This window comes from Microcoleus sp. S36b_A4 (assembly GCF_036700645.1).
Classification (GTDB): domain Bacteria; phylum Cyanobacteriota; class Cyanobacteriia; order Cyanobacteriales; family Microcoleaceae; genus Microcoleus.
Map to the genome: position 1 here is coordinate 88,916 of NZ_JAUBPI010000001.1, position 17,040 is coordinate 105,955.

Genomic DNA, 17,040 nt, shown 5'->3' on the forward strand with positions numbered 1-17,040 from the left:
GGAGCCTGTTACTGCTATAATTACAGGTTTAATCCAGCCTCAAAAATCCGATTTGTTGCTAGCTCATTTTCATGATTCGCGGTTTGCTGACAGCGGTGCATTTTATTATCAATCCGACTCAAGCCAATATCTGTCGTAAGATCGCCCTTTGAGTGGCATTACATAACAAAAACGTAAATTATCACCCAATTAATTGCCGTAAACTTCAACAAAAAAATGACACACTTTCCACTTATAGAATACGAGCAACTTACAGATCCTAAAGCCAAAGCAGTCTACGAAGAAATCTTGACAGACTTGGGGTTCGGCATCGTCCCCAACCTGTTCAAGTCAATGGCAATCAACCCTGACATATTAGAAGCAAATTGGAAAAAATTCCGGGGAACAATCCTACAAGGAGACTTACCCCGCACGCTTAAAGAAATGGTCGGTGTCGCTATTTCCCAATCAAATAATAGCGAGTACGCTCTCCAAGTTCACCTGCACGGATTGTCAGCCTTGGGGATGAGCGAAGAACTACTGCGAACCCTAGTTTCTGACTTTGCCAACTGCCCTTTGCCCAAACGTGATAAAGCCGTAATTACCTTTGGCTTGCTGGCTGCTACAAAGCCCCTGGAAATGACAGAAACTGATTACCAAAACCTGCGGGATTTAGGGCTAGATGATTCTGAAATATTTGAGATTATTGCGACAGCAGACTTGTTTAGCTTTGTCAACCGATATACGGATTCAATAGCCCTCGAAATAGATGCTTTGTAATCTATATTGTATACCCCTATTATGGGCGATCGGCTAGAAGATCAAGATCGAGAAGAACTTCTGTTAACAGCCCGCCGTTTGTTAGCAGAAGCTCAAGCGCTTTCCATCCGCATTTCCGCCGTCAATGAAATTGCTACTGCCATTAACCGCACCCTCGATCTCAGTCAGATTTTGCGGGTAGTAGGTAAGCAAGCCAAATGGCTGCTAGACTTTGAACACTGTAGCGTTTGTCTACACAGCACTAATGCTTGCATGACCTTATTTGGCCCGCATATCCCTGTAGATATTTCAGCCCTGACAGAGGGCGGCCCGATTAAGAAGGCTTTCACAACACGTCAACCTCAATTAATTCAAGAAGCGGGTGCTACTGCGATTTTATCCCCCTACGCTTCCCAAATTATCCTTCCCTTGGAAAGTGAAGGTAAGGTTTTAGGGACAATTAATTTTGCCACAACCAAGCCGGGGGCTTACACTCAAGAAGACTTGCGGATTGGCTATCTTTTGGCTTTGCAACTATCTTCAGCTATCCGCAATGCTGAACGCTTTAAAGAGATAAATAGCCTGTATGCCGAACTTGATGCCGAAAAGCACAAATCTGACCAGCTACTGTTGAATGTGCTCCCGGTTGAAATTGCCGATGAACTCAAAAATAACGGCAAAGTGGAACCACTTTATTATGATAGCGTATCGGTTTTATTTACGGACTTTAAAGGCTTTACTCAGTTATCTGAAAACATGACGCCGCGAGAGTTAGTTGACGAACTAGACTATTGTTTTTCTTATTTCGATCGCGTGATGGATAAATACTCTATGGAAAAACTGAAGACTATTGGCGACAGCTATATGTGCGCTGCAGGAATTCCTACGCCTCGCGCAACACACGCCTTTGACGCTGTACTTGCTGCGATAGAAATTCGACAGTTCATGGATTTGCGAAAAATACAGAAATCTCAACAAAACATTGCTTATTGGGATATCCGCATTGGCATTCATTCAGGCCCAATACTGGCTGGGGTAATTGGCAAGAAAAAGTTTTCCTATGATGTCTGGGGAGATACAGTTAATACTGCATCTCGGATGGAATCTTCCGGTGTCCCTGGAAATATCAATATTTCTCACGACACGTTTGAATTAGTTAGAGATTTTTTTGAATGCGAATACAGAGGAAAAATTTATGCTAAAAATAAGGGCGAATTGGATATGTATTTGGTTCGCCATCTTAAATAAATTTGGGAATGGCTAATTGCTAAGGGAGGATGGCTAAGCGAGCCATACCATTTTAGATTTTAGATTTTAGATTTTAGATTTTAGATTTTAGATTTTAGAATTGGGGATTACTGATTACTAACACGGTTTGCACCACCCAGCCTACAGTTGCTGTTTTTTTAAGGGTGTTAGATATTGAAATAAAACTCCACTATGAACTGAGAATATATCGCTCGAAGTTTTTTCTCAGTGAAGCGGTATTGTATCGCAGTGTCCCCAAGCTATATTAAAATGATCGAGTTGTAGATTTTGAATTTTAATTATTTATGCGTATTTGGCAAGCCGATTTTTACCGCCGCCCTCTCCAAGACGAAACTGGTAAACCACTGTGGGAACTCTTAATTTGCGAATCGGAAGGCAGTTTTCAATTTAGCGCTGTTTGCAGCCAGGGGGACGCAAATTCTAATTGGCTAGCCTCGCAGTTGCAGCAGCAAGCTCAAACTCAGAATTTGCCGGACTTAATTCAAGTATTTAGGCCTCAGTCTCTGGGCTTAATTGAGGCTGCGGGCAAAGTTTTGGGTGTCAAGGTGGAAGCGACTCGCCGCACTCCGACTCTGAAATTGTTGCTGCAACAACGCGCAAAAGAATATTTGAGTATGCCTAATTATACAGGTGAAACTTACAGTGCGATCGCCCTCGACTCGCCGCCGCCCGTACCCTTACCCGAAAACCTCTGGGGCGATGGCTGGCGTTTTGCTTCCCTACCCGCCGGCGACATTGAAGATGCTTTCCAAGGGCGTCCCTTGCCAATTTTGGAAATGCCAGAATTGCTGTTACCGCTGAATTTAGGCTTGGCCTCAACAGTACCCGTACCGGGAGTTGTTATTGACGGTGGACGCCAGTCTATGCGGTTGGCTAGATGGCTTCAGGATGCCAAACCTTTTGCTTTGAATTATATTGCTGGAGAGCCCGATGGATTGATATTGGAAGCTGGGTTAGTAGATAGGTGGGTTGTGGCTACTTTTGAAGATAGCGAGGTGAAAGCCGCGGCCCAAGTTTACCAACAGCGTAAGCAATTAAGTAAAGGATTACATTTTTTGTTAGTCCAGCCCGATGATAGTGGCATGACTTATACAGGCTTTTGGCTGTTAAATTTTGATCGATAAGATGTAAATAATATTATTTGTGATGTTGATAAATCGCTGGCTGAAAAAAAGTAAAACAGTGCTCGAACGCAGTTCCAGCAAATACAAACTCAGACACAAATTTTCAAACAGCTTGTTGAGCTCGCAAGAGATAGTGCTGCAAATTTATTCTACAACTAAAATCAAGCCGTTTTGAATGCCCTGACAAACTCGGTTGATGTGACACTGATCTTTTTCGTTCAGACCTTTCTGGGCTAGCATTGCTGATTTCAGCAGCCGTCTGTCAAGGGGGGTAATCTGGCGAAAAGCAAAGATGCGCTCGACGATCGCCTCGATCGAGATTTTGGGGAGGTTAGCAGAGCTGACTGTCATGGTCTTAACACGCTAAAAATAAGTAACAGAACTATGTACCTTTATTTTTAAAGATTTTGTGAAGCTACTTTGTGATTACGATCACATAATTTTAGTGACAAAATAGTGTATGTGGGGTGACTGTTATCACCAAATCTTTAATTATCTTTACACCAACTTAACGATGGCCCGATAGAATCACTGTGGTAAAACTCAAGCAGAGGGTAAAAATGGCACAAGCAAAAATCGGAATTATCGGCGGCAGCGGTTTGTATAAAATGGAGGCCCTCAAGGATATTGAAGAGGTGAAAATTGATACACCTTTTGGATCACCATCCGATGCCGCAATTGTGGGAACATTGGACGGTACGCCGGTAGCGTTTCTGGCTAGACACGGCCGCAACCACACTTTTTTGCCATCAGAAGTGCCGTATCGCGCAAATATTTATGCAATGAAGAGTTTGGGAGTTGAGTATTTAATCTCAGCGTCGGCGGTTGGTTCCCTGAAAACAGAGGCGAAACCTTTAGATATGGTAGTGCCGGATCAGTTTATCGATCGCACAAAAAATCGAGTTTCTACTTTTTTTGGAGAAGGAATTGTTGCTCACATCACATTCGGCGATCCGGTTTGCGGCGAATTGGCTAAAGTGTTAGCAAGTGCGATCGAATCCTTGAACCTCCCCGACGTTAACCTCCACCGGGGCGGCACCTACGTCTGCATGGAAGGTCCCGCATTTTCCACAAAAGCAGAATCAAACCTTTACCGCAGTTGGGATGCCACAGTCATTGGGATGACAAATTTGCCGGAAGCAAAATTAGCCAGAGAAGCTGAAATGGCCTACGCAACTTTAGCATTAGTCACAGACTACGACTGCTGGCATACCGAACACGACAGCGTAACTGTAGAAATGGTAATAGCAAATTTGCACCGTAATGCAGAGAATGCTCAAAAAGTCATTCAAGAAACAGTCCGTAGACTAACAGAAAATCCCCCACTATCTGATGCACATTCAGCTTTGAAATATGCAATTCTGACTCGGCTGGATCAAGTGCCGGCCGCCACTAAGGAGAAAATGGGTTTGTTGTTGCAGAAATATTTGTAGCGAATAGGGCATCGGGCATGGGCCCCATCGCCTAAAAGCATGGGGCATTCAATCTAATTGAGTAAGATTAGCCTATGCGCTAGACAACTAACCGATCGCCAGATTCTGGTAGTAAAAATTAGTAAAGTATATTACAATAAATAGAGCGATTATTCAAGGAGCCTAAACAATGAGTAACTCTGATACTAAATGGTCTGCTGATGGTACAAACATTCCTAATATTGAACCTCATACTAAAACTAAGCATTTATTAATAGAGCAATATGTTACTGATTTGATTTATACGCTTTATGGAACAGGGAAACGTGGTGTCACAAATTTTACTATTGTTGAGGGTTTTTCTGGAGGAGGTATTTACAACGATCGAGAATCACATAATATTTGGCATGGTTCACCTATTCGATTAATTAATGCCGTTAGAAAAGGTTATTTAAAATCACAAAGGACTTATCCTTTAAATGTAAAATTTATTTTTATAGAAAGAAATAAAGAGCATTTAAAATGTCTTAAAAATGTTGGTATGTCCCAAGCAGAATTTGGACAGTTATCGGATGAAGAACCACATACTTTTACAACTGAATTTCCCAAAGGAATAGGTGAACGAATAGAACAGTGTGAATTTATTAGTGATGAATTTGAAAACAAGGTTAATTATTGCGTTTTTCAAGCTGAACAAAGAAAAGGTCATTCTTTATTTTTTCTCGATCCTTATGGATGGTCTGATGTATCTATGGAAAGTTTTAGAACAATAAATCGTCTTAATAAGTCAGAAATTATTTATACATTCATGATTAATTTTATTAAAAGATTTATTTATGACCCAAAGTGGACAGGGAGAACAACTTTTGAACAAATACTGGAAACAGATGGTTATTTTGATATTAATCATTTTCAAACTTTAGATACATTTGGAGAGCAAGCAGGATTTAGAAATGAATTGATCAGATTGTTTCGAGATAAAGGTAATGCAAAAAAAATCATTACATTTGCTATGATGCCGAGAAATGAGGAGAGAGTTCTATATTATTTAATTCATATTTGTAGCCATCTTAGAGCATTAGAAGTAATGAAAGATGGAAGTTGGAATTTCAATAATTTAGATTATCAATATCATTATGATATTTATGGTTATGGGTTTAAAACAGCAGCTTATTATGAAGAACATCAGCTTGATATAAAGTTAGATATTAACCAAGATAGTGAAACAGCTTGTATTAATAAACTTAGCAAAGATATTGATTATTTAATAAATAACAATCCTGATGGTATTTTGTTTAAAACTCTTTGTGCACAAACAATGGAACTTAATCCTGCTACCAGAAAACATTATTGCAAATATCTTCAACTTTTACAAGATGCAAAAGAAATAGAAATTGTTAGGAAGGGTAAAAGAATCAAAATTACAGAGAAGACAAAATTAGAAAATTCTGATATAATCAGAAGATCACATCAACAAACATTATTTGCTCTAAGACCTTTTATCCAAAGGTAACTAATTATGATTACTGGAACAGAAACAATAGTCAATCCACTCCAAAAAAGTGCTTTAAATAAAAAAAGTCTATGTGACTATGTTGTTAACATAGCATCTGGCTGTCTACATGGGTGTACATTTTGTTATGTTCCTTCGACTCCAAGTATTAGAACACAACAAAAAAGATTACATCAAAAAGGAGTAGATAATCCTCAATTAGATTGGGGGAAATATCTTTTTATAAGAGAGGAAATTCCTGAAAAATTAGAAAAAGTTTTGACTAGAAAAAGAAAATGGGAAAACACACCTTCAGGTAAAGGAGTTGTTTTGCTTTGTTCGGGAACCGATCCTTATCAAAATAAACAAATAGCAGAAATTACTCGTGAAACAATAAAAATTTTAATTAAACATAATAAAAAAATTAGAATTTTAACTCGTGGTTTATTGTGGCAAAATGATTTAGACATTCTCGTTAATCCTAATATTACATTAGGCATGAGTATTCCTTGTATAAATGATGAATTACTCAAAAAAATTGAACCACAAGCACCTTTATCTTCCGATAGATATAAAGCCTTAGAAAAGGCATATCAGGCTAATTGTCGTTTATATGTAGCAATGGCTCCGACTCCACCTATGATGAATTTAGATGACTTTAGATTTAATTTAGATAAATTTATGCAAATTAATCCAGAATTAATATTTTGGGAACCCATTAATGCCAGAGGATCAAATGGTCAAAGAATGGTAGCAGCCGGTTTAGATTTTGCCCAGTCAGTTATGACTAAAAAATCTTGGGGTGAAACCTTTATTAGACAATGGGAATTTATTGAAACAGCAGCAACAGAACTAGAGTGTTTAGACAAAATACATATTTGGCCCGATCCGTCATTAAAAAGTTTTGTCAATGAAGAAAAAATTAATCATTGGCTATATAAACCAACTATAGAAAAATGGAATTAGTCCTAAGAGAAGGGGCTAAATCTCAACTACTAAAACCAGAAACCCGGTTTCTTAGACAACTTTGGCATCCAAACAAATATTTTTGTATAGAAACCCGGTTTCTTAATTACAGCCCTAGGCCCAATGTATCAACTTATCAACTGCTTGAATGCCTCATGTTCGCGAATTTTTTCTAAATCAGCTTCACTTTTTGCCAACTCTTTACACACATTCGGATTGAGATTGAGGGCGCGCTTTAAATTTTCAATTGCTAATTCAATTTTACCTTGTAGCGCATAACATCGGGCTTTGTTGTACCAAATTCTGTAAAAATCAGGTCGGATTTTAGCAGCATTGTCGTAGGAAGCGATCGCAGCTTCGTATTTTTGCAACTTGGAGAGTGCAACGCCTCGATTGTTCCAAGCGTCAGTATAATCATTTTTAATTTGTAGGGCTTGATTGTAAGAAATTACTGCTTGTTCGTACTCCTGCATTTTGGAAAAAGCAACGCCTCGGTTGTTCCAAGCATCGGCATAATCGGGTTTGGCTTGAATTGCTTGTTCGTAACAGCCGATCGCTTCCTGGTACTTCTGCAACTCCAACAATACCACGCCTCGATTGTTCCAAGCATCGGGGTAATTGGGGCGAATTGTAGTAGCTTGTTCGTAAGATGCGATCGCCTCTGGATACCGCTGCATTCTTGTGAGCACTACTCCTCGGTTATTCCAAGTATCGGCTAAATCAGGCTGAATTTGCAGGGCCTGATCGTAAGCTGCGATCGCATCTTGATAACGGTTTTCAAAGAAACAAGCATCTCCCTGTTTAGCATAGTCGCCGGCCGTCAATAGCTGTTGGTAATTGCCATAGTTAACCGGAGCAAATTCTTGAATTTGGGCATCGGGGAATAAAAGGTCTGTTTCTGCCTCTGCCGAGTGATTTTGGTGTTGAAGTTCGCCTAAGATAGTTTCAGCGTCGGAAATTAATAGTTTTAATTGAGAGATTGTATCGTAATGGAGACTTTCAATTTCTTGGCGAGCAATTGTTGTCTGCTTGGACAATTTTCTCAATAGAAACCAAACCCCGACTCCGGCTGCTGTCGGAAACAAAGTTAGGGCAATTACCAGTCCGTTAAGCAGTACCGCCGTGCGCCCGAAAGCAATGTCAACTTCTTCTTGAACTCGATCGCGAATTTCTTCTTTAAGTTGCTGCTGTGGGAATTCCTGCTGAAGTAACATTGCCGCCGTCGGTTCAGATGCAAAAACGCTACTGGCGCAGACTAGAATAGTCAAAAGGGCGATCGGGCTAATACTTTTTCTAAAGATACTTGACAAACGCATTGCCTTAGTGATACGCACCTGAGTTGCGATTTCCATGTGTCAAGAGATGCTGATAACGATGATCCCAGACTAGCCCATTTGTTCACAAACTCTTAAATACAGGATATCTGTTGTGCAGTCCCCTCCGATCAAATTGCTGACGCAAGAATTGCTAGACGAAGTTGCCGCTTCCTCCCGGCGCAGTCCCCGCCAGCGACAAAACTACAATTTCCATGATTTATCTGAAAAAGTGCAGCGGTTTGTCAACGTGCTGCAACCAGGCACTTACGTCCGCCCTCACCAACACCTGCGCCCGCCTGCAGTTAACGGTTTTGAGTTTTTTGTGGTGATTCAAGGAGAAGTTGGTATTGTTATTTTGAACGAAAACGGTCACATCCTGCAATCCTTGCGAGTCAGCGCGGCCGGCCCGACTCGCGCTGTCGAACTGCCACAGGGGACTATTCACACGTTAGTAGCCTTGACACAGGATACTGTGATTTTGGAGTTTAAGGAAGGGCCTTACGACGTGGGGGCTGATAAAGACTTTTTGGCAGGTTTTCCTGCTGAGGGAACTGCGGCGGCGCGAGAATTAGTCCTGATTTGGGAAGCGGAATTTAACAGTTGACGGTTGACTGTTGACTGTTGACGGTTGACTGTTAAAAATCTAAAATCTAAAATCTAAAATCGATTGAGTGTTGACTGTTAAAAATCTTAGATCTAAAATCTAAAATCTAAAATCGATTGAGTGTTGACTGTTAAAAATCTTAGATCTAAAATCTAAAATCTAAAATCTAAAATCTAAAATCTAAAATCTAAAATCGATCGACTGATTACTAATTACTGATAAATCTAATTGTCGTCATCCGATTGTATAAATCTGGGGCGGTGCGAATAATTTTTCTCAGAAGTTCATCCGTCACCCAAAAGACGAGGGGAAAGGAAAATTTTTTGCTGAATTCGCTGCATAATAGGTTGGTAGAAACGAGCAATCGATCGATCGGCTCCACTGATTCCAAACCGAGGAGCATTAAAGCTGGAGGCTGTTCCCCGTCTATTTCCGCTGCGATTGTCGTGTAGAGAGTTGTCGCTGATTTGGGCAAAAACAGTTGTCGCGGTTTCACGGGACAATTTACTTGCAGTCGATCGACTATTTGCTGCCGCAAAGCCAGCGAGTTGCAGTTTACTAAAACGAAAGAAAAGTAACCTTGGGAAAGACGGAGAGCCCGAATTAAAGTTGAGAACGACCGCTCGTTATATTTAGCTGAGTCGTACTTAGCTGCATCGTCTTTGGCTGTATTTTCTGAGCTTTGCTCGATCAAGATAAATTGCATATTTTTTATCTAGTTTTAGAGATTTTCTAGATTAAATGATGTTTCTAAAGAAAATGTGAAGATCTGAAATTTATTTTTCATTGAAAAACATTTCGGTAACTATACCACGGTTTTAAGTTAATATCAATAGTCCGATCGAAATAGTCCGATCGACATATTTGGCTTGAACCACTCAAAAAGCACCTGCGACGGCACAACACAAGTATAGCCACGGGAAAACGAAGAAGCATATTTCGCAAGGGTTTCAGCAATTAATAACGTTCTAAATATCTGGCACAAGTGCTAGATAAAATGTAATTAAAAATACCAAAAAATCACCCGAAATTCTCAGCCAGCGGCAAAGTAAACCAAAAACTTGCCCCAGCACCGGGAGTGCTAATTACCCCTATTTGGCCACCGTGAGCACCAATAATTTGCCGACAAAGATATAGACCCAAACCCAAACCAACGGAGTGTCGGGACTGATCACCCCTAACGTAAAGGTCAAAAAGATGTTCGCACTGTTCCGGCAATATTCCCGCCCCGTCATCTTCCACGGTACAGTAAATCATCCTACTTCCGGGATTGGGGATTGGTGATTGGGGATGGGTAATGGGGGATTGTGGATTGGTAATCGGTAATTTGTCTATTTTTTGTTTTGCTGTGCTTTGATTTCTAGTTAATTTTTCCGCATTGATTACTTGAGCCGAAACTGTTAAATTTAGTCCCGGAAAATTGTGTTTCAAAGCATTAGCTATTAAATTAGAAAACACACGCCACAACTGAGTTTTGTCGGCATTCACGGCTGGCAAATCACCCGATACCAAATTTTTAAAAGTAGCTTTACCCTCCTTCATTAAAGGCTCTAAATCTGTCGCAGCAGCTTCAACTATCGCCCTCAAATTAACTGATTCGCAGTGCAAAACCAAACCACGCAATTCCCCGGCGTGAACTTCCAACAGCGAATTTATCAAGCGCAATTGCTGCTCGCTACCTTGAATCATCCGCTCCAAAATAGAACGGGGAATTGCGATCGAATCCCCGGTTTTCGTCTGCCAATTTTTCAGCACCATTAACATTCCCGCTACCGGGTTTCGCAAGTCGTGAGAAAGAGCGTGGATAAACAGCCGCAGCGATTCTTGTGCCTGTTTGCGCTGCGTGATATCCTCAATTAAACCCTCATAATAAAGCACGGCGCCGCTGCTATCCCGTACCGCCCGCGCCTTCTCCGAAATCCAGACAATACTCCCGTCTGAGCGGTAAATTTTAGATTCAAAATCTGATACTGTGCCGCTTTCCTCGATCGATCGCAAAAACTCATTTCTGCGAGACGGATCGACATACAACTGCCGCTCAATATCAGTAAACTTTGCCGTCACTTCTTCCGGGGAATCGCAGCCGTAAATCCGCGCCAAAGCTGGATTTGCAGTAATATAACGACCATCGGGAGTGCTTTGAAAAATCCCCTCGCCCGCATTCTCAAAAATGCTGCGGTACTTCGCCTCCGCCACCTCCAACTGCTGGTAAGCAGATTCCAACTCACGCCTGGTACTAAACTCTTTCCGTTGCAGACATTCGTACCAATAAACCGACAAATCGCAAATCAAACAAATCCAAAACAAATATAAGTACAACCCGGTCAACTTAAAAGGAGTATACTTAGCAAAACTGAGATTTAAAACCAAATTTATCCCGACGTGGCAACACAAAACGCCGAGTTGAGAAATCAGGTGGAGACGCCAGCGGACGGGCATCAGCGTAGCTTGGATCAGAAACGCTAAAATCCAGGTAAAAACTGGTAATTCCCCGGCTTGTGCGACAGCTAACCCAACCTGTACAACCACCGTCAGCGACCACGAAAAACCCAAAAATAGCAAACCGGGATAGCGCTGTCCGAAGGATGTTTTCTGCAACACAAAACAGGTCAACAAACCCAATTCTACAGCAGCGCTCGTGTACAAATAAACACTTTTAAACTCCTGGCGAGCGAAGAATCTTTCGCCCAGAAAATAGATCGTTATTGTGAAGGCAAAAAAGATGGCAATTCCGACAGCAGGGCGCAGCCGATCTCGGAGGAAGCGATCGCGCCACACCTCGTAAACCGTTAACGCCTGAACAGATTTTGCCTTGCCCAAAGAGTTCATACCATTTTAGATTTTAGATTTTAGATTTTAGATTGAGAAAGATCGTCCGAGTTGACAACAGGTAGCGAAAACCAGAAAGTCGAACCACCGCCGGGAGTGCTTTCGACGCCAATGAAGCCGCCGTGAGCTTTGATAATTTGCTTGGACAGGTACAGTCCCAAACCCAGTCCTGTTAATTGTCGGCTATTAGGGTCTTGAACGTAAAGTTCAAACAGAGATTCCCGCTGTTTGGCGCTGATTCCCACTCCATTATCTGTTACAGTACAGCGAACCATTTTTACGGTGACTCCGGGCAATTTGCTGCCGATATTGCCAATTTGGCCCTGATAGCGGGGCATTTTGCAACTGCCGTCGAGGTTGAATTTGGCCAGGGTTTCCTGATTTTTCTGGGTGGTCTCGCCCATCCTAGGACGATCGCCCGCAGCAGGTATTCGGTTAGCGATACAGCGGGCAAGCGGATTATTGGGCGATCTTAAAGCCTGTGAATTTTCTTCATAGCTTAGCGCTGTTTCAACTTCAATTACCTCGGCTTTAAAATTGATGTTGACTCCCGGAGGATTGTGTTTAATAGCATTAGTCAACAGATTTTCTAGCACCCGCTGCAAGTGTTTGCTGTCGGCCTTGACTTGTGGCAAATCCGCCGGGATTTCCTGAGTCAAAGTTGCTTGATTTTTGGCCAGCATCGGTTCTAAATCGGCAACAATGGCTGAAGCTAAAGACGGCAAATACAGCGGTACAGTATTGAGAACAATCCCTTTGACCTCGCTAGCGTGAGCGTCGAGCAGGGCATTAACCATCGTCAACTGGTGTTCGCTGGCTTGAACGATGCGCTGCAAGATCGATCGAGAAACCGGAACATCTTGTAGAGAATCAGATGCCGATTTGTTGAGCAAATTTTTCAACAGTATTAACATTCCCATAACAGGAGTGCGGAGATTGTGAGAAACTGCGTGTAAAAATAGGTCTTTCAGCCGATTGCTTTCTTGCAACTCGTGCATTTTTTGCTGTAGTTGGTGGGTGCGTTCCTCGACTTGAGATTCCAAGTTGGCATTGAGAGCTTTTACCTGCTGCAAAAGTTGGGCTTGCTGAAGGGCGATCGCCACTTGAGTAGCGAGTTTTTCCAACAAATCTATTTCAAATTCCTGCCACTGGCGGGGCCCCGAACACTGGTTGACGGCCAAGATCCCGAACAATTCATCCCCCAGGAAGATCGGCACATTTAACGTCGCGCGAATTTGATAGTCGCTGTACAATTGGGCAATTGGAACGCTCAGTTGAACGCTAGCAGTATCGGAGATAGTTCGGACACGGTTGTTAGCATAAAAAGTTTTCTGGCTTTCGAGGTGATTCCCGTCAGCGAGTACCCAGCCCAAAAGAGAACGGCATTGGACACCCACAGACTCGGCCACAACCTTACCGTACACCGGGGTAGGAAGATTTACCCCGTCCGTGTCCACAATACCGATGAAAGCGCGGTCTGCCTTGAAAAATTGCCGGACTTCGGCAACAGTAGTGTTGAGAATTTCTTCGAGGTCGAGGGAGTTGCGAATTCGCAGGGCGATTTCTGAAAGCAAGCGATCGCGATCGGAGGACGCCCGCAAAGCGGTTTCCGCGCGGTGGCGTTCGGTAACGTCTTGGACTGTGGCGGCGATCGCCCCTGACTGAATTGCCGACTGTTCGCAGACAGTGCGTTCGGAGCCGTCTGCTAGCACAATTCGGTAGTTAATGCAATAGGGTGTGCGCTCAAACATAGCTTGGCGCTGCGATCTCGCCACCAATTCTCGGTCTTCTGGATGTACAGCCTGCAAAAAAACTTCTGGTGTCGGTTTGACAGTTCCAGGAGCAAAACCCAAGAGGCGGTAAAGTTCGTTTGACCACCGCAATTTGATATTGGATATATGATGTTCTGCGGATTCTTCGGAGTTGTCAGTTGCTGTGAGGGTGGCGCAATTTAAATCCCAATTTCCCAACTGAGCGATGCGCTGAGCGTTGGCTAAACTAGCTTCGCGATCTCGCAGCATGGCGGCCGTGCGACGCACCTCCACCAGTGCTTGCTGGCGTTCTGCTACGGCTGCAGCCAGCATCAGAGCCACAAGGGCGATCGTACCGGTAAAAGCTTGTAAAAATAAAACCGCCTGTTTGAGATTATCGCTTTTGGCCAAAAACGGGCCGCCTCCCTGCACTGCTCCCCAAATCGCGATGTAAGAGACGATCGAATAAGCAAAAATCGCTCCCGCCGATTGAAACCGCAGGGCAGCCCAAACTATCAGAGGAAAAGGCAGATACTCCAGCGGATACTGAGCGATCGCCGCTTGTGTTTTTGAGCAAAAAAACAGCCAGCTCACGCTCAGCAATAGAGTCAGCCAGAGCGCTATTTCTGAATAATTAATAATTAAAAATAGAAGATTATATCGGTTTTCACTTGCAGACAATTTGGTGGAATAATTTGTAACTTCTGATTGGTTATTGTTCCACTTAAAAAATGCTTTTAAACTTGAAATGATTCGAGATTTTTTCTCACCTGTTACACCATTTTCAAGAACAGGCAAGATACCTGTTACACAATCAAATTCATCTCTTGTGGAACAGGCATCTTGCCTGTTCCTAAACAAGTAATTGAGAATAGTGAAATATCTAAGTTTTAGTGGAAATTTAAAACTGTTAACGGCGTGGTTCAAAGTCAACAGCACAGGCGTCACAATCAAAATTCCCATGCCGTCTCCGAGCCACGTAGTCCACCAGTTCCGAGAGAAATTGCTCCACTGGGCCCAACCAAAAATGCACGTACCCAAGTTGCCGAGGATAGAACCGACCAAAGTAGACCCGATGACAGCGCCTGCCACTAAAGCCAGAACATCTCGTAATCGATCGAGTTTGGTAGAAAATCCGCTCCAAGTCAGCACAGCCTCTCCAGCCAGCGCTTGCAGGGTGACGCTAAAGGCCGATGTGGCAATGACAGCCGACGGTACACCGCCGGTAGAGTTTAACAGCACTGAACCGAGAACAATTCCCGGCCACATCCGTCGCCCTTGCAGTAGCAGTGCTGCTAGAGCAATACCGGCGGGCGGCCACACGGGGGAGGGTTCGGCTTTCACCAGTCCCAGCATCGACGCTGCGAGTTTTCCGGTAACAAAGTAGGCCAGCGCCAGGATGCCGGTGTACAAAAGCGTTCGAGTGCGGCGGTTGAGCAGTTTCATGTTTAGGTGCGATCGAATCCTCCATTCCTAGTTTTTAATTTAGGCGGCTTTGGGGCGATCGAGCTTCCTCCTGACGACTCACCTGACTGGGGGAGTGGGAAGTTGACTGTTGACTGTTGACTGTTGACTGTTGTGATTGGTGATTAGTAGCAGCTAACAACTCCCCATGCCCCATGCCCCATGCCCCATGCCCCATGACTACTTAAAATCCAAAACTCCGCTTACCATCAGGCTTAACAGTAAGCCAATTGGTCTTTGCCATTGCCAGTTGTTCCTCAGAAACTGTAGCGTTCGTAAGATTCGCCCCGCACAAATTTGCTCCCCGCAAATTCGCCTTAGTCAAATAAGCCCCCGTCAAGTCAGCACCTCGGAAATCCGCGCCTTCAAAATTGGCAGTGCTGCAATAAGCCTCAGTCAAATTAGCATCTCGCAAATTCGCCTGAATTAACCTCGCGTGACCCAAATTCGCGCCCGACAAATCCGCTGCTTGCAAATTTGCCTTCACCAACCTAGCCTGATAAAAATTCCCCCCCGCTAACTGCGCTTTTTGCAGTTGCAAACCCGACAGTTCGCAGTCAGCAAAATCACGCTTGCCTTTAAAATATGCCGCTCGCACGCTGTTGGTGTCCCACCTAGGAGCAACTTTCGATAGCTTTGACCCTGCTAAATTGCCACTAGAAGGTCCAACGGTTCCGAAAGTTCTGCCGGACTCAGCCAGAGTCCGGGAAACTCTCGGCTGCATTCCCGTGTTCCCGGATTGGCTGAAGGAAGTTCTACCAGTGCGGGTGTGGTTCGATCGTAAATCTTGATTAATTTTGCTCTGAGGGGGTGACCACGAAGAACCCTCGTCATTAAATATTGTCGGTTCTTCAACTGTACGAGAAGAGGCGTTGAATTGAGTTGCCAAGCCATCCACAAGACTTGGGTCTTCAAATTGGCCCGAGAGAGCTCTGAGGACATCTGCTGCCGATTGGAAGCGGTGCCCAACCATCGGCTTGAGCATTTTTTCGAGAATCCGCGCAAAATTTGGACTCACCTGAACGTGTGGCTGCCAAACAATTTCGCCGGTTACTCCATCAAAATCTAAATCCTTGGGCGATTTTCCTGTCAGCAAGTACAAGCAAGTCATGCCCACCGCGTAGATGTCGCTGGCAAATATCGGCCGCAGCGCCATTTGTTCCGGGGGGGCAAAACTAAATGTGCCCACTGAAAATTTCGTGTTGGCGCTTTGGTCGGCGGGGTCTAATAATATTGTTTGGCTAACTTGGTCTTTTACCGCTCCGAAATCAATCAGAACTAAGTGACCGTCTTGAATTCGGCGAATAATATTTGCGGGTTTGATGTCTCGGTGAATTACTCCTTGGCTGTGGATATATTGCACTACTGGCAGAATTTCTAATAGAAAATTTTTAACATCCGATTCGTTGAAACGGCCTGAGTGCTTGACTTCTTGTTTCAAAGTCGAGCCTTTAACATACTCTTGAACTAAGTAGAATTGCTGTTCCGTTTCAAAATAGTCTAGCAGCCTCGGTACTTGCGGGTGGTCGCCCAGTTGGCCGAGGGTTTTCGCCTCTCGCTTGAATAATTCCCGCGCCATTTCTAAAACTCGCGGCGACGAACTACTGGGTCGCAGTTGCTTGACCACGCAACTCGGTTGACCGGGCAATGAGATGTCTTTTGCCAGAAATGTAGCTCCAAAACCTCCTTGTCCTAACGGTTCAATGACTCGGTAGCGAGCGCGCAGCAATAACCGCGCACCGCAAGTCTGACACTGAAGAATAGAGTCAGCAGGATTTTGAGGATGGGGACAGCCCGGATTTACGCAGTAGCTCATATTGATTGAGTTTGCCTATGTTGTTCTGATCTTGTCAGCGTCGCTCGACTGCACAAATAGCCTGTTCCTGCTTCTGGTAGACATACTAATCTATCAGTTTTCGGCAAGCCGTGCGTTCGATCGCGAATTGGAATTGCACCTAAGTCTTTTAAGCCGATATCTTTTCCCTATTTTGATTATCTCGCTGGTTTGAGTTTTTTCGGTTGATTATCCTTGAAGATAGTTTAAAGACTTGCTAAAGTTGTGCTTTTTTGTGTAA

Annotated in this window: 13 protein-coding genes; 7 read left to right on the top strand and 6 right to left on the bottom strand. The window is 43.5% G+C overall.

The window, feature by feature from the left end:
- Positions 1-216 precede the first annotated feature (216 nt).
- The 3 genes from QUA03_RS00385 (at position 217) to QUA03_RS00395 (ending at position 3,131) form a co-directional block, all read left to right on the top strand.
- A complete protein-coding gene (locus QUA03_RS00385) occupies positions 217-759 on the top strand; it encodes a peroxidase-related enzyme (RefSeq protein WP_333064782.1) in 543 nt (180 codons plus the stop codon).
- 21 nt (positions 760-780) lie between these two features.
- Positions 781-1,986 (top strand): adenylate/guanylate cyclase domain-containing protein, encoded by a 1,206-nt coding sequence (locus tag QUA03_RS00390; protein ID WP_333208782.1) that lies wholly within the window; start codon positions 781-783, stop codon positions 1,984-1,986.
- A gap of 305 nt (positions 1,987-2,291) precedes the next feature.
- Positions 2,292-3,131: a Tab2/Atab2 family RNA-binding protein gene (locus QUA03_RS00395; RefSeq protein WP_333208784.1), complete on the top strand. Its 840-nt coding sequence runs from the start codon at positions 2,292-2,294 to the stop codon at positions 3,129-3,131.
- Positions 3,132-3,275: 144 nt separating this feature from the next.
- Here the strand turns inward: QUA03_RS00395 and QUA03_RS00400 are convergent, their stop codons facing one another.
- Complete coding sequence (locus QUA03_RS00400; RefSeq protein ID WP_015177188.1) at positions 3,276-3,482, bottom strand: hypothetical protein; 207 nt, start codon at positions 3,480-3,482, stop codon at positions 3,276-3,278.
- 209 nt (positions 3,483-3,691) lie between these two features.
- Between QUA03_RS00400 and QUA03_RS00405 the strand changes: the two genes are divergently transcribed.
- From QUA03_RS00405 to QUA03_RS00415, 3 genes are all read left to right on the top strand, one after another.
- Complete coding sequence (locus QUA03_RS00405; RefSeq protein WP_333208786.1) at positions 3,692-4,564, top strand: S-methyl-5'-thioadenosine phosphorylase; 873 nt, start codon at positions 3,692-3,694, stop codon at positions 4,562-4,564.
- A 169-nt stretch (positions 4,565-4,733) separates the two neighbouring features.
- Positions 4,734-6,056, top strand: a complete 1,323-nt coding sequence (tcmP, locus tag QUA03_RS00410) for a three-Cys-motif partner protein TcmP (protein WP_333208788.1) — start codon at positions 4,734-4,736, stop codon at positions 6,054-6,056.
- 6 nt (positions 6,057-6,062) lie between these two features.
- On the top strand, positions 6,063-7,001 hold the full coding sequence (locus QUA03_RS00415; protein WP_333208790.1) for a radical SAM protein: 939 nt from the start codon (positions 6,063-6,065) through the stop codon (positions 6,999-7,001).
- 128 nt (positions 7,002-7,129) lie between these two features.
- On the opposite strand, the gene QUA03_RS00420 is transcribed toward QUA03_RS00415, so the two are convergent.
- On the bottom strand, positions 7,130-8,353 hold the full coding sequence (locus tag QUA03_RS00420) for a tetratricopeptide repeat protein (protein ID WP_333208793.1): 1,224 nt from the start codon (positions 8,351-8,353) through the stop codon (positions 7,130-7,132).
- A 76-nt stretch (positions 8,354-8,429) separates the two neighbouring features.
- On the opposite strand from QUA03_RS00420, the gene QUA03_RS00425 reads away from it, so the two are divergent.
- On the top strand, positions 8,430-8,921 hold the full coding sequence (locus QUA03_RS00425) for a WbuC family cupin fold metalloprotein (RefSeq protein ID WP_333208795.1): 492 nt from the start codon (positions 8,430-8,432) through the stop codon (positions 8,919-8,921).
- 208 nt (positions 8,922-9,129) lie between these two features.
- Here QUA03_RS00425 and QUA03_RS00430 read toward each other — a convergent pair whose 3' ends face one another.
- The 4 genes from QUA03_RS00430 to QUA03_RS00445 all read right to left on the bottom strand — a co-directional run bounded on the left by QUA03_RS00430 (position 9,130) and on the right by QUA03_RS00445 (position 16,781).
- A complete protein-coding gene (locus QUA03_RS00430) occupies positions 9,130-9,627 on the bottom strand; it encodes a hypothetical protein (protein WP_333208797.1) in 498 nt (165 codons plus the stop codon).
- Between the two features lie 314 nt (positions 9,628-9,941).
- Positions 9,942-11,750 (bottom strand): PAS domain-containing sensor histidine kinase, encoded by a 1,809-nt coding sequence (locus QUA03_RS00435; RefSeq protein WP_333208799.1) that lies wholly within the window; start codon positions 11,748-11,750, stop codon positions 9,942-9,944.
- Between the two features lie 20 nt (positions 11,751-11,770).
- Complete coding sequence (locus QUA03_RS00440) at positions 11,771-14,947, bottom strand: MASE1 domain-containing protein (protein ID WP_333208800.1); 3,177 nt, start codon at positions 14,945-14,947, stop codon at positions 11,771-11,773.
- Between the two features lie 202 nt (positions 14,948-15,149).
- Complete coding sequence (locus QUA03_RS00445; protein WP_333208802.1) at positions 15,150-16,781, bottom strand: serine/threonine-protein kinase; 1,632 nt, start codon at positions 16,779-16,781, stop codon at positions 15,150-15,152.
- Positions 16,782-17,040 lie beyond the last annotated feature (259 nt).